This is a genomic window from Clavibacter zhangzhiyongii (genome assembly GCF_014775655.1).
GTDB classification, from domain to species: domain Bacteria; phylum Actinomycetota; class Actinomycetes; order Actinomycetales; family Microbacteriaceae; genus Clavibacter; species Clavibacter zhangzhiyongii.
Map to the genome: position 1 here is coordinate 1983076 of NZ_CP061274.1, position 20774 is coordinate 2003849.

17 protein-coding genes are annotated in these 20774 nt (G+C 72.5%); 5 read left to right on the forward strand and 12 right to left on the reverse strand.

What is annotated here, in order from left to right:
* Nucleotides 1-73: 73 nt before the first annotated feature.
* Entirely contained in the window at nucleotides 74-466 is a 393-nt protein-coding gene (locus tag H9X71_RS09415; protein ID WP_191146860.1) for a DUF3040 domain-containing protein, read from the reverse strand.
* A gap of 77 nt (nucleotides 467-543) precedes the next feature.
* Here H9X71_RS09415 and H9X71_RS09420 point away from each other — a divergent pair, with 77 nt between their 5' ends.
* Nucleotides 544-1665 (forward strand): polyprenyl synthetase family protein, encoded by a 1122-nt coding sequence (locus H9X71_RS09420; protein ID WP_191146861.1) that lies wholly within the window; start codon nucleotides 544-546, stop codon nucleotides 1663-1665.
* 44 nt (nucleotides 1666-1709) lie between these two features.
* Here H9X71_RS09420 and H9X71_RS09425 read toward each other — a convergent pair whose 3' ends face one another.
* The gene (locus H9X71_RS09425) at nucleotides 1710-2051 is read right to left on the reverse strand and encodes an Rv2175c family DNA-binding protein (RefSeq protein WP_191146862.1); all 342 of its coding nucleotides are present in this window, start codon (nucleotides 2049-2051) and stop codon (nucleotides 1710-1712) included.
* Between the two features lie 222 nt (nucleotides 2052-2273).
* Between H9X71_RS09425 and H9X71_RS09430 the strand changes: the two genes are divergently transcribed.
* A complete protein-coding gene (locus tag H9X71_RS09430; protein WP_191146863.1) occupies nucleotides 2274-3551 on the forward strand; it encodes a muramidase family protein in 1278 nt (425 codons plus the stop codon).
* 82 nt (nucleotides 3552-3633) lie between these two features.
* Complete coding sequence (gene pknB, locus H9X71_RS09435; RefSeq protein ID WP_191146864.1) at nucleotides 3634-5583, forward strand: Stk1 family PASTA domain-containing Ser/Thr kinase; 1950 nt, start codon at nucleotides 3634-3636, stop codon at nucleotides 5581-5583.
* An 80-nt stretch (nucleotides 5584-5663) separates the two neighbouring features.
* On the opposite strand, the gene H9X71_RS09440 is transcribed toward pknB, so the two are convergent.
* The 3 genes from H9X71_RS09440 to H9X71_RS09450 all read right to left on the reverse strand — a co-directional run bounded on the left by H9X71_RS09440 (nucleotide 5664) and on the right by H9X71_RS09450 (nucleotide 8822).
* The gene (locus tag H9X71_RS09440; protein ID WP_191146865.1) at nucleotides 5664-7034 is read right to left on the reverse strand and encodes a class II 3-deoxy-7-phosphoheptulonate synthase; all 1371 of its coding nucleotides are present in this window, start codon (nucleotides 7032-7034) and stop codon (nucleotides 5664-5666) included.
* 59 nt (nucleotides 7035-7093) lie between these two features.
* Nucleotides 7094-7783 carry a lysophospholipid acyltransferase family protein gene (locus tag H9X71_RS09445; RefSeq protein ID WP_094116085.1) on the reverse strand — a complete coding sequence of 230 codons (690 nt, stop codon included), beginning with the start codon at nucleotides 7781-7783 and terminating at the stop codon, nucleotides 7094-7096.
* 73 nt (nucleotides 7784-7856) lie between these two features.
* A complete protein-coding gene (locus H9X71_RS09450; RefSeq protein WP_191146866.1) occupies nucleotides 7857-8822 on the reverse strand; it encodes an ROK family glucokinase in 966 nt (321 codons plus the stop codon).
* A 132-nt stretch (nucleotides 8823-8954) separates the two neighbouring features.
* Between H9X71_RS09450 and H9X71_RS09455 the strand changes: the two genes are divergently transcribed.
* Nucleotides 8955-10781 carry an AMP-dependent synthetase/ligase gene (locus H9X71_RS09455; protein WP_191146867.1) on the forward strand — a complete coding sequence of 609 codons (1827 nt, stop codon included), beginning with the start codon at nucleotides 8955-8957 and terminating at the stop codon, nucleotides 10779-10781.
* Nucleotides 10782-10836: 55 nt separating this feature from the next.
* On the opposite strand, the gene H9X71_RS09460 is transcribed toward H9X71_RS09455, so the two are convergent.
* Genes H9X71_RS09460 through H9X71_RS09470 form a run of 3 tightly spaced genes read right to left on the reverse strand, consistent with a single transcriptional unit; the run spans nucleotide 10837 to nucleotide 16252 of the window.
* Nucleotides 10837-11328, reverse strand: a complete 492-nt coding sequence (locus H9X71_RS09460) for a peptide deformylase (RefSeq protein ID WP_191146868.1) — start codon at nucleotides 11326-11328, stop codon at nucleotides 10837-10839.
* A gap of 35 nt (nucleotides 11329-11363) precedes the next feature.
* Entirely contained in the window at nucleotides 11364-12836 is a 1473-nt protein-coding gene (locus tag H9X71_RS09465; RefSeq protein ID WP_191146869.1) for a mycothione reductase, read from the reverse strand.
* Nucleotides 12833-16252: a pyruvate carboxylase gene (locus H9X71_RS09470; protein ID WP_191146870.1), complete on the reverse strand. Its 3420-nt coding sequence runs from the start codon at nucleotides 16250-16252 to the stop codon at nucleotides 12833-12835. Before H9X71_RS09470 ends, H9X71_RS09465 begins: the two co-directional genes overlap by 4 nt.
* Nucleotides 16253-16331: 79 nt before the next feature.
* Here H9X71_RS09470 and H9X71_RS09475 point away from each other — a divergent pair, with 79 nt between their 5' ends.
* A complete protein-coding gene (locus H9X71_RS09475) occupies nucleotides 16332-17144 on the forward strand; it encodes a ParA family protein (RefSeq protein WP_045528295.1) in 813 nt (270 codons plus the stop codon).
* Between the two features lie 127 nt (nucleotides 17145-17271).
* On the opposite strand, the gene H9X71_RS09480 is transcribed toward H9X71_RS09475, so the two are convergent.
* The 4 genes from H9X71_RS09480 to H9X71_RS09495 form a co-directional block, all read right to left on the reverse strand.
* Nucleotides 17272-17814 (reverse strand): MerR family transcriptional regulator, encoded by a 543-nt coding sequence (locus H9X71_RS09480; RefSeq protein WP_012038569.1) that lies wholly within the window; start codon nucleotides 17812-17814, stop codon nucleotides 17272-17274.
* A 265-nt stretch (nucleotides 17815-18079) separates the two neighbouring features.
* The gene (gene ftsR, locus H9X71_RS09485) at nucleotides 18080-18781 is read right to left on the reverse strand and encodes a transcriptional regulator FtsR (protein WP_191146871.1); all 702 of its coding nucleotides are present in this window, start codon (nucleotides 18779-18781) and stop codon (nucleotides 18080-18082) included.
* Nucleotides 18781-19263, reverse strand: a complete 483-nt coding sequence (locus tag H9X71_RS09490; RefSeq protein ID WP_191146872.1) for an FHA domain-containing protein — start codon at nucleotides 19261-19263, stop codon at nucleotides 18781-18783. The genes ftsR and H9X71_RS09490 overlap by 1 nt, the downstream gene beginning before the upstream one ends.
* A gap of 88 nt (nucleotides 19264-19351) precedes the next feature.
* On the reverse strand, nucleotides 19352-20737 hold the full coding sequence (locus H9X71_RS09495) for a cation:dicarboxylate symporter family transporter (protein ID WP_191146873.1): 1386 nt from the start codon (nucleotides 20735-20737) through the stop codon (nucleotides 19352-19354).
* Nucleotides 20738-20774: the final 37 nt, after the last annotated feature.

Here is a 20774-nt window from a genome sequence, read left to right on the forward strand (position 1 = left end):
GGGCCGATCCCGGATCGGGATCGGCCCCTCGGGGTCGAGTGGAGGGAGGTGGAGGACCGCCCTCAGCGCGGGGTCAGTCCTGACCGCCCTGGCGCTTCTCCCAGCGCTCGTTGATGCGGTCCATGAAGGACGACGAGGACGGGCGCCCGCCGGGTGCACGCCCGGAGGGACGCGGCGCTCCGGCCGACGGGACCTCCGTCACGGTGCCGCGGGGGCTGAAGATGAGGAGCGCGCCCACGATCATGATCGCGAAGCCCAGGATGCCGATGATGGCCAGCTTGGTGATGACGCCAGCGGCGAGGGCGGCGATGCCCAGCACGATGACCAGCACCCCGACGACGACCATGGTGTAGTTCGGTCTGCTGCGGCGGCCGCTGACGGTCGCCACGAAGTCTGCGTCGTTGCGATAGAGGCTTCGCTCCATCTCCTCCAGCAGGCGCTGCTCTTGCTCGGAAAGCGGCATCATGTTCCCCTCAGGCTCGGGACGACGCGTCGGTGTTCACCTGTGGATTCTAGCTCCCTGCCCCTGGCTAGGCTAGGCGGGTGCCCGAAAGCGACCGCCTCGTCAGCCACGTCCAGACCCGCCTCGACGACTTCCTGGCGGCGCAGGCGGCGGGACTGCGGGAGATCAGCCCGGATCTTGTGCCCGTCCACGAGTTCTCCTCGGATCTGCTGAGAGGCGGCAAGAGGTTCCGGGCGCAGTTCTGCTACTGGGGATGGCGCTCGGTCATCGACCTCGAGCCCTCCCCCGCCGGTCGACCCGAGGGCGAGGAGCGACCCGGCTACCGCGCGGTCGTCGGCGTCGCCGCGGGGCTCGAGATCTTCCACGCCGCCGCGCTCGTTCACGACGACATCATCGACCGGTCGGACACCCGCCGCGGCCGCCCCGCCGCGCACCGGCGCCTCGAGGCACTGCACGCCTCGAAGGGCTGGGGCGGATCCTCCCCGGCCTTCGGCGAGGCGGGCGCGATCCTCCTCGGCGACCTCCTCCTCGGCTGGAGCGACGAGCTCCTCATCGACTCGCTCCTCGCGCTGGCGGACGGGTCGGCCGCCCGCGCCACGCGCGCGGAGCTGGCGACCATGCGCACGCAGGTGACGCTCGGCCAGTACCTCGACGTCCTCGAGGAGGTGGCCTGGCCGACCGTGCCCGAGGACGAGACGCTCGCGCGCGCCCACAACGTCATCGTCTACAAGTCGGCGAAGTACAGCATCGAGGCGCCGCTCGTCGTGGGCGCGAGCCTCGCGGGCGCGTCCCCGGAGCAGGTCCGGGCGCTGCGGGCCGTGGGCCTGCCGCTCGGGATCGCCTTCCAGCTGCGCGACGACGTGCTGGGCGTCTTCGGCGACAGCGCCGTCACCGGCAAGCCGAGCGGCGACGACCTCCGCGAGGGCAAGCGCACCGTGCTCATCGCGCTCGCACGGCGTCGGCTCCCGGACGGCGTGCGCCGAACCGTGGACGCGCTGCTGGGCGACCCCGACCTCGACGACGAGCAGATCCGGGTGCTGCAGTCCATCCTCCGGGAGAGCGGGGCGCTCGACGAGGTGGAGGGCATGATCGCGCGTCACGTCCGCGAGTCGCTCGCGGCGCTCCGCGACGCCCCCATCGGCGCGCGGGCTCGCAACCAGCTCGAGCTGCTCGTGGACGGCGTCACCCGACGCGTCACCTGAGCCCTCCGGCGCCCGCGGGCGTCAGCACGTTGCGGGGAGGCGGGTCAGGCGCTGGCCTGCGCCACGCGGCGCACCTCGGCCTTGCGGCCGGCGAGCAGCGCGTCGACCGGCGCCGCTCCGAGGCTCGGCTCCTCCGTGAGCAGCCAGTCCATCGCCTCCTCGTCGGTGAAGCCGTTGTCGCCGAGGACGATGATCGTGCCGCGCAGCTCGGACAGCGGCTCCCCGTCGCGCAGGAAGGCAGCCGGGACCTTCAGCACGCCGTCGAGCCGGACGGCCAGCAGGCGCCGGTCCTCGATGAGCCGGCGGACCCGGCTGACGGTGAGACCCAGGAGGTCGACGAGATCGGGGACGGTCAACCACTCACGGTCGGCATAGGGCTCGTTCACGTCTCACATGCTGACACGTCCGCGGCCGGGGTGGCACCGCGGCCGTGGATCGGCGACCGGCGGGCTGCGCGGGCCGGCCGGATCGGGCTGCCCATCCGCCGAATGCGCGTGTCGCTGACCACTCCAGTCACATCCGTCACGTATGTGCCCATTCCTCTCGCTGCGTGTTAACGTGGAACACCTGCATCAGGGAATCGAGCACGACGGCCGGAGTAGACCAGCATGCCCATGACCGAACAGACCCCTCCTCGCGACCCCCGACCGGACGCCGACACCGCGACCGGGCGCTCTGCGGCTCGTCGCTCCAAGGCGCTCCTCGCGACCATGCCCATCGTGCTCGTCGGCTCCCTCGCGGTGAGCCTCGGCATGGCCGCGCCCGCCGAGGCCGCGCCCGTGAAGCGCATCCCCAAGGCCAAGTCCGGGCCCGCGCAGACGAAGCTGCCGCGCATCGCGGCGCCGACCGCCACCCCCGCCCCCGCCCCCATGGCCGCCGCCACCCCCTCCTCGTACGTGGTGGAGCAGGGCGACACGGTCTCGAGCATCGCCGGCCGCTTCGGCCTCAGCACCGCCTCGGTCCTCGCGCAGAACGGGCTCGGCTGGAAGACCACGATCTTCCCCGGCCAGACGCTGACGCTCGGCGGATCCGGCTCGTCGGCGACTGCCGCCCCCGCGTCGGCGCCCAGCGGATCCGGCACCAGCTACACGGTCGCCGCAGGCGACACCGTCTCCGGCATCGCCGGCAAGCACGGCGTGTCGACGTCCGCGGTGCTGCAGGCCAACGGGCTCCAGTCGACGAGCACGATCTTCCCCGGCAACCGGCTGACCATCCCCGGCGGCTCGTCCTCCGCCGCACCGGCGGTCGCGCCTGCACCGAGCGCGTCGCCGGCGGCCAAGTCGGGGCTCAGCGGCACCTACACGATCGAGACCGGCGACACGCTGCACAGCATCGCCCAGGAGTCCGGGGTCACGGTGCAGGACCTGCTGAACGCGAACGGGCTCAACTGGTCGAGCATCATCTACGCCGGCAGCAAGCTCACCATCCCCCACGCGTCCGCCGCCGTGGTGCAGGTCGCCTCGCTCAACGGGACGACGATCATGACCGACGAGATGCGCCGGAACGCCCGCGTCATCGTGCAGGTGGGACGCGAGGCCGGAGTCAGCGACTACGGACTCGTCATCGCGCTCGCCACGGCGGCGCAGGAGTCCACGCTGCGCAACCTCGACTGGGGCGACCGCGACTCCATCGGCCTGTTCCAGCAGCGCCCGAGCCAGGGCTGGGGCGCGCCCGACGATCTGAACGATCCGGTCTACGCGTCACGCGCGTTCTTCGGCGGCGCCGTGAACCCCAACCCGGGTGCGACCCGCGGCCTCCTCGACATCGCGGGCTGGAAGTCCATGACCGTCACGCAGGCGGCGCAGGCCGTGCAGTATTCGGCCTACCCGGACGCCTACGCCAAGTGGGAGGCCTCCGCCTGGGCCTGGCTCGACGAGATCGGCTGACGCGGGTCCCCGTGCGCATCCGCGCCGCGGCGCACCGGTGTGCCGGGGAGGCCCGGGCATCGGCGATCCCTAGAATCATCCAGTGACCTCCAGCCCGACCGACCCGATGATCGACCGTCTCCTCGACGGCCGATACCAGGTCCGGTCCCGCATCGCGCGAGGCGGGATGGCGACGGTCTACGTCGCCACCGACCTGCGGCTCGAGCGGCGCGTGGCGGTCAAGGTCATGCACGGCCACCTCGCCGACGACAGCGCGTTCCGCGACCGCTTCATCCAGGAGGCCCGCTCCGCCGCGCGTCTGGCGCACCCGAACGTCGTCAACGTCTTCGACCAGGGCCAGGACTCCGACATGGCGTACCTCGTCATGGAGTACCTGCCCGGCATGACGCTGCGCGAGCTCCTGCAGGAGTACGAGCGGCTGACGCCCGAGCAGACGCTCGACATCCTCGAGGCGGTGCTGTCCGGGCTGGCGGCCGCGCACAAGGCCGGCATCGTGCACCGCGACCTCAAGCCGGAGAACGTGCTGCTCGCGGACGACGGCCGCATCAAGATCGGCGACTTCGGCCTGGCCCGTGCCGTCAGCGCCAACACCGCGACGGGGCAGGCGCTCCTCGGGACGATCGCGTACCTCTCCCCCGAGCTCGTGACGCGCGGCATCGCCGACACCCGGAGCGACATCTACGCGGTCGGCATCATGATGTACGAGATGCTCGCGGGCGAGCAGCCCTTCAAGGGCGAGCAGCCGATGCAGATCGCGTACCAGCACGCCAACGACCAGGTGCCGACGCCCAGCATCGCCAACGCGTCCGTGCCCGTCGAGCTCGACGAGCTGGTGCTGTGGGCCACCGCGCGGGATCCCGAGCAGCGCCCGCGGGACGCCCGGGCCCTCCTCGACGAGCTCTACGCCGTGCAGAACCGCCTCGACGCGCGCTCCGGCGACCCGGCGCCGCTGCAGAGGACCGTCGTCTTCCCGAGCGCGCCGGCGCTGCCGCCCGCCACGACCGGCGAGACGCAGGTCGTCGGAGGTCCGCCCGTGATGGTCCGCCAGGAGCCGGAGCGCTCCGAGCCGGACTCGGTGGTCGCGCTGGCCGCCGCTGGCTCACGGCGGCGCGCGCGCGGCTGGGTGCTCGCGCTCCTCATCGTCATGCTCGCCGCCCTCGCCGGCGGCACCGGCTGGTACTACGGCCAGGGACCCGGGGCGCGCGTGCCCGTGCCGCAGGTGTCCGCGATGGCCGTCGACGACGCCGCCGGCACGCTGCAGGGCCAGGGGTTCGTCGTCGCCCGCGCCGAGGAGCCGAGCGTCGACGTGGCGGTCGGGCGCGTGACCCGGAGCGTCCCCGCCTCGGGGACGCCCGTCGACCAGGGATCCACCGTGACGGTCTACGCCTCCACCGGGCCGCAGCTCCTCGACGTGCCCGACGTGGTCGGCGCCTCCCAGGACGACGCGCGGAAGCAGCTCGAGGGCGTCCCCTTCGTGGTGCAGGACGCGACCGTGCGGCAGTACGGGGACCAGCCCGAGGGCACCGTCGTACAGGTGCTCGACGCGGCCGGCGCGCCCGTGGGCGCCCAGTACCCCGAGCAGCAGCCGGTGACGCTCGTGGTCGCGGCCGGGCGCATCCCCGACGTCAACGGACGGTCGGTGGACCAGGCCGTCGCGACGCTCGCGCAGGCGGGCCTCGTCGGCGAGGCCGGGAAGCAGTCGTTCAGCGACGACGTGGACAAGGGCGAGGTCATCTCCGTCTACCCGCTCGACCAGCAGCCTGTGCGCTCCGGCCTCGGCGACGCGGAGGGCAGCAAGGTCGGCCTCGAGATCTCCAAGGGCCCCGACCTCGTCGCCGTTCCCCAGGTCGTGGACCTCACGCGCGACGAGGCGAAGGCCGCGCTCGACAAGGCGGGCTTCAAGTACGCGTACTCCGCGTTCTGGGACGCCCTCCCCAACAGCATCACGCGGGTCGCGTCGGCGAGCCCCGAGGCGCAGGCGCTCGCCCGTCGCGGGTCGACCGTCAACCTCGGGATCACGGCGTCCGGCTGATCCGGCCGCCCGCTCCAGGGCAGCGCCGACACGGAGATGCCCCGTCACCCGCGAGGGCGACGGGGCATCGGCGCTCCGGGTCAGCTACGCGCGGCCGCCAGCTCCTCGGCGACGAGGAACGCGAGCTCGAGGCTCTGCATGTGGTTGAGCCGCGGGTCGCACAGCGACTCGTAGCGGGTCGCGAGGGTGGCCTCGTCGATGTGCTCGGATCCGCCCAGGCACTCCGTGACGTCGTCGCCGGTCAGCTCGATGTGGATGCCGCCCGGGTGCGTGCCCGCCGCGCGGTGCGCCTGGAAGAAGCCCTGCACCTCGTCGACCACGTCGTCGAAGCGACGCGTCTTGTAGCCGGTGGGTGTCGTGAGGCCGTTGCCGTGCATGGGGTCGGTGACCCACAGCGGGTTCGCGTCGGACGCCTTGACGGCCTCGAGCAGGGGCGGCAGGGCGTCCCGGATCTTCCCGGCGCCCATGCGCGTGATGAACGTGAGCCGGCCCGGCTCGCGCTCGGGGTCGAGCTTCTCGATGAGCTCGTGCACCGTCTCCGGCGTGGTGCTCGGGCCGAGCTTCACGCCCAGCGGGTTGCGGACGCGCGACAGGAAGTCGACGTGCGCGCCGTCGAGGTCGCGCGTGCGCTCCCCGATCCAGATGAAGTGCGCCGACGTGTTGTACGGCGTGCCGGTGCGCGAGTCGATGCGCGTCATGGGGCGCTCGTAGTCCATGAGCAGGCCCTCGTGGCCGGTGTAGAACTCGACGCGCTTGAGGTCGTCGAAGTCGGCGCCCGCGGCCTCCATGAACTTGATGGCGCGGTCGATGTCGCGGGCGAGCTGCTCGTAGCGCTGGTTGGCCGGGTTCGCGGCGAAGCCCTTGTTCCAGCTGTGCACCTCGCGCAGGTCGGCGAACCCGCCCTGCGTGAAGGCGCGGATGAGGTTCAGCGTGGAGGCGGCCGTGTGGTACCCCTTCACGAGGCGCGCGGGATCCGCCGCCCGGGACTCGGGGGTGAAGTCGTAGCCGTTGACGATGTCGCCGCGGTACGCCGGCAGCGTGAGGTCGCCGCGCGTCTCGGAGTCGCTCGAGCGGGGCTTCGCGAACTGGCCGGCCATGCGGCCCATCTTCACGACGGGCATGGCGGCGCCGTAGGTGAGGACGACGGCCATCTGCAGCACGGTCTTCACGCGGTTGCGGATGGCGTCGGCCGTCGCGCCGGCGAACGTCTCGGCGCAGTCGCCGCCCTGGAGGAGGAACGCACGGCCGTCGGCCGCGGCGGCGAGGCGCGAGCGCAGCAGGTCGACCTCGCCCGCGAACACGAGCGGCGGCAGCAGGGCGATCTCGGCGGACGCGGCGTGCACGGCCGCCGCGTCGGGCCACCGCGGCTGCTGCTTGACCTCGAGCGTGCGCCAGTGGTCGAGTCCGGCGAGGACGTCGGGGTGGGCGGGGACGAGGTGCTCAGAGGCCACGGTGGGATCCCGGTTCGTGTCGTGCGCGTGGTGCGCGGTGGAGGCGGTGCGGGAGACGGTCAGCGGGCCGCGCTCGCGCGCTTCTCCTTGACCGAGGTCGCATAGACGTCGACGTACTCCTGGCCGCTCAGCCTCGAGAGCTCGTACATGATCTCGTCGGTGATGGAGCGGAGGATGAAGCGGTCTCCCTCGAGGCCGGCGAACCTACTGAAATCTAGCGGCTCGCCGATGACCACACCAATCCGGCGGACCTTCGGGATGCGGGTGCCGATGGGCATGACCTTCTCCGTGTCGATCATCGCGATCGGGACGACGGGGACCTCGCCCTCGAGGATCATGCGGGCCACGCCCGTGCGGCCGCGGTACATCTTGCCGTCGGGGCTGCGGGTGCCCTCGGGGTAGATGCCGAGCATCCGCCCCTCGGCGAGCACGCGGAGGCCCGTGTTGAGCGACGCCTCCGACGCCTTGCCGCCGGAGCGGTCGATGGGCAGCATGCCCGTGGCCGTGAAGAACATCTTCGTGGCCCAGCCCTTGAGCCCGGGGCCGGTGAAGTAGTCGCTCTTCGCGAGGAAGACGAGGTTGCGGTCGACCAGCAGCGGGAGGAACACCGAGTCGATGAACGAGAGGTGGTTGCTCGCGAGGATGACGCCGCCCTTGGCGGGGATGTTCTCCAGGCCCGTCACCCACGGGCGGAACGTGCTCCGCAGGAGGGGTCCGGCGACCAGGTTCTTCATGAACCAGTAGAACATCGGGTGGCCACCTTCCGGGCGGGGTCGACGTCCAGCATATCCAGCGGGGCCGCCCGCGCCCGGACGACGCGGGTCAGGCGCCGTGGCGGAGGGCCGCGGCGTGCAGGCGGGCGAGGTCGGCCGCCCCGACGACGCCGGCGTCGTTGACGAGCTCGGCGATCCGGAACTCGGGCTCGGGGTGGTAGCCGCGGGCCGGGAGGTGGGCGAGGTACGCCTCGCGGATGGGGTCCAGCAGCAGGTCGCCGGCCTGGGCGACGCCGCCGCCGATGACGAACATCTGCGGGTCGAGGATCGCGCCGATGCTCGCGGCCGCCTCGCCGAGCCAGCCGCCCAGGCGACGGAGGGCGAGGAGCGCGCCGGGGTCGCCGGCCTGGATGAGGTCGCTGACGTCGTGGCCGGTGAGCGTGCCCACCTCGCGGCGGCGGGCGGCGAGGCCCTCGCCGTGCGTGCCGCCCAGGTCCGCGAGCTCCTCGGCGGTGCGCAGGAGCGCGCGGCCGGATCCGTACTGCTCGATGCAGCCGCGGGCTCCGCAGCCGCACGGCAGGCCGTCGGGCACGACGCGCATGTGACCGAGCTCGGCGCCGGCGCCGAAGCCGCCGCGGAAGAGCCGGTCGTCGGCGACGATGGCCCCGCCGACGCCCGTGCCGATGGTGAGGGTGACCATGTCGCTGACCAGCCGGCCCGCGCCGTAGCGGAACTCGGCCCAGCCGGCGGCGTTGGCGTCGTTCTCGATGACGATGGGCAGGTCGATCCGGCCGCGCAGCTTCTCGCGCACCGGCTCGTTGCGCCAGTTGATGTTCGGGGCGTAGTAGACGGTGGACTGCGCCGCGTCGATGAAGCCGGCCGCCGCCACGCCGACCGCGACCACGTCGGGGTGCTGGGCGCGCAGCCGCTCGACCATCGCGACGACGTCCTCGACGATCGCGTCCGGGCTGCTCGCCTCGGTGGGCGTGCGCTCCTCCGCGGCGATGGCGCCGAGCTCGTCGACCACGGCTCCCGCGATCTTGGTCCCGCCGATGTCGATCCCTATTGCATGCACTCCGCGGGCCCTTCCTCATCGTCTCGCCCGTCGATCCTACTGACGCGCCCGCCGCCCCCGACCGGGGACGAGCGCCGGACGGGCGGCCCCCATAAGCTGGGGCCATCCATTTCCGGTACCGAGGGAGTTGCCGTGGAACAGCACATCATGCCCGCCGTCGTCGAGGCCAGGCCCGACGACAACGTCACCGACATCCTGGTGCACCGCGTGAGGACGAGCCCCGACGCTCCGCTGTTCGCGCTGCCGGACGGGTCGGGGGGCTGGACGGACGTCACGGCGTCCGCGTTCCACCGGCAGGTCGTCGCCCTCGCCAAGGGGCTCGTCGCCGCCGGCATCCAGCCGGGCGAGCGGATCGGCATGATGTGCCGCACGCGCTACGAGTGGACGCTCGTCGACTTCGCGGTGTTCTTCGCCGGGGGCGTGCTCGTCCCCGTCTACGAGACCTCCTCCCCCGGCCAGGTGCACTGGAACATGCAGGACTCCGGCAGCGTCGCCGTGATCCTCGAGTCCGCCGAGCACTTCTCCCGCTTCGACGAGGTGCACCCGGAGCTGCCGGACGTGCGCCACGTGTGGCAGATCGACCTGGGCGACCTCGACAAGCTCGCCGAGCAGGGCGTCGACGTGCCGGACGACGAGATCGAGCGGCGGCGGAACATCGCGGTGGGCTCCGACATGGCGACGCTCATCTACACGTCCGGCACGACCGGTCGGCCCAAGGGCTGCATCCTCACGCACGCGAACTTCGTGGAGCTCGCGCGGAACGCCGAGGTCGCGATGGAGGAGGTCGTGCGGGTCGGCGCGTCCACGCTGCTGTTCATCACGACCGCGCACGTGTTCGCGCGGTTCATCTCGATCCTCAACGTGCAGGCCGGCGTGAAGACCGGCCACCAGGCCGACACGACGCAGCTGCTGCCCGCGCTCGCCTCCTTCCAGCCGACGTTCCTGCTCGCGGTGCCGCGCGTGTTCGAGAAGGTGTACAACTCCTCCGAGCAGAAGGCGGAGGGCGCGGGCCGCGGCAAGGTGTTCCGGAAGGCCGCCGAGGTCGCGTACGCCCACTCGGTCGCCGTCGACGCGGGCAAGGTGCCGTTCGCGCTGAAGGCGCAGTACAAGCTGTTCGACGCGCTCGTGTACGCGAAGATCCGGCAGGCGATGGGCGGGCGCGTGCGCTTCGCGGTGAGCGGATCCGCGCCCCTCGGCCTCCGCCTCGGTCACTTCTACCGCTCGCTCGGCCTCACGATCCTCGAGGGCTACGGCCTCACCGAGACCACGGCGCCCGTGAGCGTGAACCTCGTCAAGGGCTTCCGCATCGGCACCGTCGGGCCGGCGCTTCCGGGCGTCGCGACCCGGATCACCGACGAGGGCGAGATCGAGGTGAAGGGCGTCAACGTCTTCGGCGGCTACTGGCAGGACGAGGAGGCGACCGCGGCCGTCTTCGACGACGGCTGGTTCCGCACGGGCGACCTCGGCAGCTACGACGCCGACGGCTACCTGACGATCACGGGCCGCAAGAAGGAGATCATCGTCACCGCGGGCGGCAAGAACGTCGCGCCCGCCGCGCTCGAGGACCCCATCCGCGCGAACCCGCTCGTCGGGCAGGTCGTGGTGGCGGGCGACCGGCGGCCGTTCATCTCGGCGCTCATCACGCTGGACCCGGAGATGCTCAAGGTGTGGCTCGGCAACAACGGGCAGGACCCCGCGATGACGCTCGAGCAGGCGTCGCAGAACCCGGCCGTGCTCGCCGAGGTGCAGCGCGCGGTCGACGCGGCCAACGCGACGGTCTCGCGCGCGGAGTCGATCCGGAAGTTCGTCGTGCTGCCCGTGGAGCTCACCGAGGCGGCCGGGCACCTCACGCCGAAGCTGAGCATCAAGCGCCAGGTGGTGCTGGAGGCGTTCGCCGACGTGATCACGCGCATCTACGAGGCGGCGCCGACCACCGAGGGGCACTCGCTGGTCCACTGACCCGCGGCGTCGGCCCGCGCGAGCGCGCGGGCCGACGCGCGCCCGGCGGCGCGGGTCAGAACCAGTCGGACTCGCGCACCTGCTTCATGGCCTCGCGGCGGCGCTGCTTGTCGAGCCGGTCGAGGTAGACGAGGCCGTCCAGGTGGTCGACCTCGTGCTGGAACGCCTGCGCGAGGACGCCCGTGCCCTCGAGCCGGACCGGGTTCCCGTCGAGGTCGATGCCGCTGATGACGGCCTCCGGGTGGCGCATGGTGGGGAACCAGAGTCCCGGGACCGAGAGGCAGCCCTCGTCGACGAGCACCGCCTCACCGCGGAGCTCCTCGATCACCGGGTTCAGGATGTAGCCGAACGACGGTCCCACGTTGTAGCTGAACGCCCGGAGGTTCACGCCGATCTGCGCGGCGGCCACCCCGGCGCGCCCGTCGGGCCGGACGCTGTCGAGGAGGTCCTCGACCAGGGCGCGCACGCCCTCGTCGACCTCGTGGATCTCCGACGAGACGGTCTTCAGCACCGGATCGCCGAACAGGCGGATCTGTCGTTCAGTCATTCTCTGCTTCCGTGGGTCCTCTGGCGGGCGGCGGGTCAGGGTCGACCGGCCCCCGCGGGCGCATCGCCCGGACCATTCTCCCGTGCCCACCCGGCCACGGCCGACTCGGCGGCCAGCAGCGCGTTCTCGACGACCTCCGTGACGGCCGGGTGCGGCCAGTACTGCGCCCGCGCGAGCCCGGTGACGCGGTGGCCGAGGCTCGCGGCGGTGAGCAGCGGCTGGATGAGCGCGGCCGAGTCGGACCCGATGATGTGAGCGCCGAGGATCGTGCCGCCGTCGCGGGGATCCACCACGAGCTTGCAGAAGGACGTCGTGTCCTCCAGGGCCCAGCCCCACGCCGTCGACGAGTAGGGCTGCTCGATCGTGACGACGGGACCGGCTTCGCGCGCCTCCGCCTCCGTGAGGCCGAACGACCCGATCTGCGGGCGCGAGAAGACCGCCTGCGGGACGGGCCCCGGCGCTCCGCCGACGAGGTCGTCGGGGTGCAGGAGGTTGTGCTGCACGATGCGGGCCTGGTGGTTCGCGACGTGCTTGAGCTGGTGGTCGGAGCTGATGTCGCCGAGCGCGAAGACGCCGGGCACGGGCTCGCCGCCCGCGAGCACGCGCTGCCGGTCGTCGACCACGATGCGGCCGTCCTCGTGCAGGTCGTAGCCGGCGTTCGCGACCGCCAGCGTGTCGGTGTTCGGGACGCGCCCGAGCGCGACGAGCACCGCCTGCGTCTCGAGGAGGTGGCCGGACGCGAGGCGCGAGCGCAGCACGTCGCCGTCGCGCTCGATCTCCTCCACCTCGCAGTCGGTGATGACGTCCCACTGCGTGCGCGCGAGCGTCGTGAAGCGCGTGGAGACGTCCCGGTCGAGGTTGCCGAGCAGGTGCCCGGAGCGGGCGACCTGGGTCACGTGCACGCCGAGGTGGCTGAAGACGTGCGCGAACTCGGCCGCCACGTACCCGCCGCCCACGATGAGGAGCGAGGCGGGGAGCTCGGCGATGCGCATGATCGAGTCGGAGTCGTGGATCGCGGGGTCCGGCGCGTAGACGGCCGGGAGCGGACGCGGGCGGGAGCCGGCCGCGAGGACGATCCGGTCGGCGGTGATCCGCTGCCCGCTCGCGGACACGAGCACGCCCGGCGACTCGAATCCCACGCTCTCGCGCAGCAGCGCGACGTTCTCCATGCCCGACTCGCGCCACTCGCGGCCGCCCTCGCTGATGGCGTCGATGCGGCCGAAGACGCGGGCGCTGATGGCGGGCCAGTCGACGGCGTCGACCGACGCGCGGATGCCGAGGGCCGCGCCGTCGCGGGTCTCCGCGGCGACGTCGGCCACGTGCACGAGCATCTTCGTGGGGATGCAGCCCGCGTTGAGGCACGTGCCGCCGAAGTGCTCGCCGTCGTCGACGAGGAGCACGCGCTGGTCGGCGAACCGCTCGTCGGCGATGGAGTTGCCGGATCCGGCCCCCACGATCACGAGGTCGTAGTGCTCGTCCTGCTGCGGGTCCTGCGGGGCGTCGGTCATCTGGGTGCTCTCTCCTGCTGCTCGACGACGACGAGCAGGTCGCCCGCGTCGACCTGGTGCGTGGTCGGGACCGCGAGGCGCCCGATGCGCCCCGCGACGGGCGACGTGATGGCCGCCTCCATCTTCATCGCCTCGATCGACGCGACGGCCTGGCCGGCGGCGATGACCTGGCCCTCCTCGACCTTGAGCGTCACGACGCCGGAGAACGGGGCCGCGACGTGGCCGGGCCGCGACGCGTCGGCCTTCTCGGCGACGGCCGCGGTGACGGCGGTGCCGCGGTCGCGCACGAAGACGGGACGCAGCTGGCCGTTCATGACCGCCATGACCGTGCGCATGCCCGACTCGTCGGCGTCGCCCACCGCCTCGAGCCCGATGAACACCTCGACGCCGCGGCTGATCCGCACGACGTGCTCCTGCCCCTGGCGGAGCCCGTGGAGGTAGTCCTCGGTGTCGAGCACGGACAGGTCGCCGAACAGCTCGCGGATGGTCTCGAACTGCTCCGTGGGCTGCGGGAACAGCAGCCGGTTGAGGGTGCGGCGCCGCTCGACGCCCGGAACCTCGAGCGCCCGACGGTCCTCGTCGGACAGGGGCGTGACGCCGATGCGCACGTCGCGACCCTGCAGCACGCGCGTGCGGAACGGCTCGGGCCAGCCGCCGGGCAGGTCGCCGAGCTCGCCGGCCATGAAGCCGACGACGGAGTCGGGGATGTCGTGGTCCTGCGGGTTCTCGGCGAAGTCCCGCGGGTCGACGCGCGCGGCCGCGAGCTGGAGGGCGAGGTCGCCGACCACCTTCGACGACGGCGTGACCTTGGGGATGCGGCCGAGGATCCGGTCGGCGGCGGCGTACATGTCCTCGATGAGCTCGAAGTGGTCGGCGAGGCCGAGCGCGATGGCCTGCTGGCGGAGGTTCGACAGCTGGCCGCCCGGGATCTCGTGCCGGTACACGCGCCCGGTGGGACCGGTCAGCCCGGACTCGAAGGGGCGGTAGAGCCGGCGCACCGCCTCCCAGTAGGGCTCGAGGTCGCTGACCGCGTCGAGGGAGAGGCCCGTGTCCCGCTCGGTGTGCGCGAGGGCCGCGACCAGCGCGGACGCGGACGGCTGGCTCGTGGTGCCCGACATGGGCGCGCTCGCGACGTCGACCGCGTCGGCGCCGGCGCGGCTGGCGGCGAGCAGCGTGGCGAGCTGACCGCCCGCGGTGTCGTGCGTGTGGACGTGCACCGGGAGGTCGAACTCACGACGCAGCGCCGTGACGAGGCGCTCGGCCGCGGCGGGGCGCAGGAGCCCGGCCATGTCCTTGATCGCGAGGATGTGCGCCCCGGCGGCGACGCTCCGCTCCGCGAGCCCGAGGTAGTAGTCCAGCGTGTAGAGGTCCTCGGCCGGGTCGAGCAGGTTGCCCGTGTAGCAGAGCGCGACCTCGGCGACCGTGCTGCCCGTGGCGAGCACGGCGTCGATGGCCGGCCGCATCCGCTCCACGTCGTTGAGCGCGTCGAAGATGCGGAAGACGTCGACGCCCGTGGCGGCCGCCTCGTGGACGAACGCGTCGGTGACCTCGGCGGGGTACGGCGTGTAGCCGACCGTGTTGGCCCCGCGCAGCAGCATCTGGATGGCGATGTTCGGCAGCGCCTCGCGCAGCGACGCGAGCCGCTCCCACGGGTCCTCGCCGAGGAAGCGGAGCGCGACGTCGTAGGTCGCGCCGCCCCACGCCTCGACCGACAGCAGCTCCGGCGTCGTGCGCGCGACGTGCGGCGCGACCGCCACGAGGTCGCGGGTGCGCACGCGCGTCGCGAGCAGCGACTGGTGCGCGTCGCGGAACGTGGTCTCGGTGACGGCGAGTGCGGTCTGCGCGCGCAGGGCCTCGGCGAAGCCGCGCGGGCCGAGCTCGAGCAGGCGCTGGCGGGATCCCGCGGGCACCGGCGCCTGGAGGTCCACGGCGGGCAGCTTGTCGGCCGGGCGGACGTCGGCGGTGCGGGGCCCGTTCGGCTGGTTGACCGTGACGTCGGCCAGCCAGTTGAGGATCTTCGTCCCGCGGTCCTTGGAGACGTTGCTGCGGACGAGGCCCGGACGCTCGTCGATGAAGGCCGTGCTGATGTCGCCGGCCTGGAACGCCGGGTCGTCGAGCACGGCCTGGAGGAACGGGATGTTCGTGGAGACGCCGCGGATCCGGAACTCCGCGAGGGCGCGCTTCGCCCGTGTGACGGCCGCCGGGAAGTCGCGGCCGCGGCACGTGAGCTTCGCGAGCATCGAGTCGAAGTGCGGGCTGATCTGGGCGCCGGTCGCGACGGTGCCGCCGTCGATGCGGATCCCGCCGCCGCCGGGCGAGCGGTACGTCGTGATCTTCCCGGTGTCCGGCCGGAAGCCCTGCGCCGGGTCCTCCGTCGTGATGCGGCACTGCAGCGCCGCACCCCGCAGCACGATGTCGTCCTGGTGCAGGCCCAGCTCGCCGAGGGTCTCCCCCGCCGCGATGCGCATCTGCGACTGCACGAGGTCGACGTCCGTGACCTCCTCGGTGACCGTGTGCTCCACCTGGATGCGCGGGTTCATCTCGATGAAGACGTGCTGTCCCGCGCGCGGCCCCTCGGTGTCGAGCAGGAACTCGACGGTGCCGGCGTTCACGTACCCGATGCTCCGGGCGAACGCGACGGCGTGCGCGTGCATGGAGTCGCGGATCGCCGGATCGAGGCCCGGCGCCGGCGCGATCTCCACGACCTTCTGGTGGCGCCGCTGCACCGAGCAGTCGCGCTCGAAGAGGTGCACGGTCTCGCCTGTCGCGTCCGCGAGGATCTGCACCTCGATGTGCCGGGGCCGGAGCACCGCCTGCTCGAGGAACATGGTCGCGTCGCCGAACGCGCTGTCGGCCTCGCGCATCGCGGCGCGCAGCGCGTCCTCGAGGTCCTCGGGGCGCTCGACCCGGCGCATGCCGCGCCCGCCGCCGCCCGCGACGGCCTTGGCGAAGACGGGGAAGCCGATGCCCTCGGCCTGCGCCAGGAGCAGGTCGACGTCCGTCGACGGGGGCGTGGAGGCGAGCACGGGGACGCCCGCCGCGGTCGCGTGCTCCTTGGCCGTGACCTTGTTGCCGGCCATCTCGAGCACGTCGGCGCCGGGTCCGATGAAGGCGATGCCGGCGGCCGTCGCGGCGCGCGCGAGGCCGGGGTTCTCCGAGAGGAAGCCGTACCCCGGGTAGATGGCGTCCGCGCCCGACTCCTTCGCCACGCGGATGATCTCGTCGACGTCGAGGTAGGCGCGCACCGGGTGGCCCTGCTCGCCGATGAGGTAGGCCTCGTCGGCCTTCAGCCGGTGCATGGATCCGCGGTCCTCGTAAGGGTAGACCGCGACGGTGCGGGCGCCCAGCTCCACGGCGGCACGGAAGGCGCGGATCGCGATCTCCCCGCGATTGGCGACCAGGATCTTCGTGAACATGGCGGGGCCTCTCGTCGATGGGGCGTCGGGACCCGGCGCGTTTAGGTCTTCCCCGAGTATCGACGCTAGCCTGTCCCCCGTGCATGTACTGAGCGTCAGCTCCCTCAAGGGGGGCGTGGGCAAGACCACAGTGACCCTGGGACTGGCGTCCGCCGCCTTCTCCCGCGGCTTGAGGACCCTCGTGGTCGATCTCGATCCGCAGGCCGACGTGTCCACGGGCATGGACATCCAGGTCGCCGGCCACCTCAACGTCGCCGACGTGCTCGCCTCCCCGAAGGAGAAGATCGTCCGCGCGGCGATCGCGCCGAGCGGCTGGACCAAGGGGCGCACCGGCACCATCGACGTCATGATCGGCAGCCCGTCCGCCATCAACTTCGACGGCCCGCACCCCAGCATCCGCGACATCTGGAAGCTCGAGGAGGCCCTCGCGAACGTCGAGGCCGACTACGACCTCGTCCTCATCGACTGCGCGCCCTCCCTCAACGCGCTCACGCGCACCGCGTGGGCGGCGAGCGACCGGGTCACCGTCGTCACCGAGCCCGGCCTCTTCTCCGTCGCCGCCGCCGACCGCGCGCTGCGCGCCATCGAGGAGATCCGCCGCGGCCTCTCCCCCCGCCTGCAGCCCCTCGGCATCATCGTCAACCGCGCCCGCGTGCAGTCGCTCGAGCACCAGTTCCGCATCAAGGAGCTCCGCGACATGTTCGGCCCGCTCGTGCTGAGCCCGCAGCTGCCCGAGCGCACGTCGCTCCAGCAGGCGCAGGGCGCCGCCAAGCCGTTGCACGTGTGGCCCGGCGAGAGCGCGCAGGAGATGGCGCGCAACTTCGACCAGCTGCTCGAGCGCATCATGCGCACGGCGAAGATCGGCGACTACGCGGAGAACGCCGCGCGCTGATCGGGCTGCTCCGCCGACCTGACGCCACTCCTCCTCGAGGGGCGGCGTCCGTCGTCGCGGGCATACGCGTGCAGGGCGAGCCGGTACCGGGATGCCGGACGCCAGGCGGACGGAAGGGCGCTCGGGCCTAGGAGGCCTTGACGGCGCGACGGGCGGCGAGCTCGTCCGTGGGGTCGACCGTCTGGGTGTCGATCTCGACCAGGGAGTGCTCGACCTCGCGGAGGACCTTGCCGACGGCGATGCCGAAGACGCCCTGACCGCGGCTCACGAGGTCGATGACCTCGTCGTTGCTGGTGCAGAGGTAGACGCTGGCGCCATCGCTCATGAGGGTGGTCTGCGCGAGGTCGACGACCCCGGACTCGCGGAGCTGGTTCACGGCGGTGCGGATCTGCTGGAGGGAGATGCCGGTGTCGAGAAGGCGCTTGACGAGCTTCAGCACGAGGATGTCGCGGAAGCCGTAGAGGCGCTGGGTGCCGGAGCCGGAGGCCCCGCGGACGGTGGGCTCGACGAGGCCGGTGCGGGCCCAGTAGTCGAGCTGGCGGTAGGTGATCCCGGCGGCGCGGGCGGCGACGGCACCGCGGTAGCCGGCGCTGGCGTCCATCTCGGGGAGCCCGTCGGTGAACAGCAGACCGAGGTCGTAGCGCCCGGAGTCCGGGGTGGAGTCGCTCATCGTTCTGCCTTCCACCCCACAGCGCTCGCCCCGGTGGGGGTCGTGCGCTGCTCGGGTCGGTTCGTCGGGATCGTGTTCTCACGGTAGCGGGGCCCGCGGGCCCGATCAACGACATCCGGCGGAAGCCCCCGGCGTGTCGTCCCGGCCCTCCGCGGCGCCCCCGTCGGGGGTGCGCATCGACCGCTCCCGCTCGGACCGGCTGGCATGCGGACGGCCCCGGGCGGACACGTCAGTCTACGGGCCGGGCGTCGCCGCGCGAGCCCGGTCAGGACGACAGGCGGCCGAGCGCCGAGCGGATGAGGCTCCCCCGCACGACCTCGAGCTGCGTCGCGATCTCCCGCGCGAGCTCGGCGGCGTGGGCACGGCTCGACGCGTCGCGGCGCCGGGAGACGGGCACGAGGGCCGACTCGATGAGGCTCAGCTCGCGCTCCGCGGCCTGACGGAAGCCGCGGAGGTGCCGCGGCTCGATGCCCGTGCGCTGCAGCTCGACGAGCGCGCGCATCACCTGCACGGCGTCCTCGCCGTAGACCTCGGCGGGCATGAGCACGCCCGCGGTGATGGCGTCGCCCAGCAGCGGCGCGGTGGCGCCCGACTCGCGCACGAGCTCGGCGCGGCTGTACCGGCGCTCCTGGTCGAGCATGGAGGTGGGGGGCGTGGTCGCGCCGCCGGGGAGCGCGGGCGAGAGGCCGGCGTCGAGGTCGCGCAGGTAGGAGCGGATGACCTTGAGCGGGAGGTAGTGGTCCCGCTGCATGCCGAGGACGGTGCGGAGGCGCTCGACGTCGGACGGGCTGAACTTGCGGTAGCCGGACTCGGTGCGCGAGGGCTGCACGAGACCCTGCTCCTCGAGGAAGCGGAGCTTGCTGTTGGTGAGGTCGGGGAACTCCGGGGTGAGGCGCGCCAGCACCTGCCCGATGCTGAGGAGACCGGGGGTGCGGGCTGGCGTCGACCGGGCGGCGGACGCCGGCACTACTCGATCGTCCGGCCGACGAGGTCGGTGCGCGAGGCGTAGAAGGTGAGGCGGAACTTGCCCACCTGGACCTCGGCGCCGTCCTGGAGGAGGGCCGTGTCGATGCGGACGCCGTCGAAGTACGTGCCGTTGAGCGAGCCGAGGTCCTTCACCTGGAACGACGTGCCCTGGCGGACGAACTCCGCGTGACGGCGCGACACGGTGACGTCGTCGAGGAAGATGTCGGCGTCGGGGTGGCGCCCCGCGACCGTGACGTCGGCGTCGAGGAGGAAGCGGGCGCCCTGGTTCGGACCGCGGCGGACGACGAGCAGGGCGGATCCGGACGGGAGCGCCGTGACGGCCTCCTTCTCGTCGGCCGAGACCGCGCCGTCGAGGCCCGCGAGGGCCGCTCCCAGCTCATCGCGGAAGGTCGCCGTGGTGTCCGTGCTCGTGTACTGCTCGGGCAGGCGCGTGGCGCCGTGACCCTCTTCGCGTCCATCCATGGTCGTACCTCCTGTGACCTGACAGCGTAACGGATCGGACACGGCCGGGACCACGCCGGGATCGGCCCGGGCGTGGCCTCGACGCCGCTCAGCGGGAGGTGCCGCGCGGCTCGTCGCCGAGCCCGGGCGCGCGCGTCACGTCGGCCTCGAGCGCCTCGGCGGGCGCCGTCACGTCCGCCTCGTGCTCGGTGCCCATGCTCGTCTCGTCGAACGGGTCGCCGCCGCCGAGGACGAGCGCCACGCGGTCGGCGTCGATGCCGCGGGTCCACGTGCCGATGAGGAGGGTCGCGACGGCGTTGCCGGTGAAGTTCGTGAGGGCGCGCGCCTCAGACATGAAGCGGTCGATGCCGACGATGAGGCCGACGCCGTCCACGAGGTCCGGGCGGTGCGACTGCAGCCCGCCCGCGAGGGTGGCGAGGCCGGCGCCCGTGACGCCCGCCGCGCCCTTCGACGCGATGATCATGAAGACCAGTAGCGAGACCTGCTCGCCGAGCGCCAGGGGGCTGCCGAGCGCGCTCGCGATGAAGAGGGACGCCATCGTGAGGTAGATGGCCGTGCCGTCGAGGTTGAACGAGTAGCCGGTGGGCACCGTGATGCCGACGACGGGCTTGGAGACGCCGACGTGCTCCATCTTCGCGATGAGGCGGGGCAGCGCGACCTCGGAGGAGGACGTCGACACGATGAGCAGGTACTCGCGGCCCAGGTACCTCATCAGCCGGAAGATGCTGACGCGGGCGACGAACCACAGCAGCGTGCCCAGCACCACCACGATGAACAGCGCGCACGTGATGTAGAAGCCGATCATCAGGGTCGCCAGGCTGATGACGGCCTGGATCCCGGTCGCGCCGACGACCGCGGCGATGGCGCCGAACGCGCCGAGCGGGGCGACCCACATCACCATGCTGAGGATGCGGAACACGAGGACCTGGATGTTGCGGATCCCCTCGAGCACCGGCTCGCCGCGCTTCCCGAGCTGCTGCAGCGCGAAGCCGACGAGCAGCGCCACGAACAGGGTCTGCAGGATGCTGCCCGAGGTGAGCGACGAGAGGAGCGACGTCGGGATGATCGAGAGGAGGAAGTCCTTCTCGTCGGTCGCCTCCGTGGAGCCCTCCGGCGCCCGCAGGCCGCTGAGGTCGAGGCCCTCGCCCGGGTGGATGAGGTTGCCGACGACCAGGCCGATCGCCAGCGCGAACGTGGACATGACGATGAAGTAGAGGAGCGCGAGCCCGCCGACGCGGCCGACGGTGGCGGCCTTGGCCACGGATCCGACGCCGAGCACGATCGTGCAGAAGATGATGGGCGCGATCATCATCTTGATGAGGGCGACGAACGCGTCGCCGATCGGCTTGAGGGCCACGCCCGCCTCGGGGGCGACGAGCCCGACGGTGACGCCGAGGAGCACCGCCACGATGACGGCGATGTAGAGGTAGTGCTGGCGGTCCAGGCGGCGGAGCGCGGCGATGGGGTTGGTCATGGGACGTCCTTGTCTCGTGAGCGGCGTCGGCACGCGG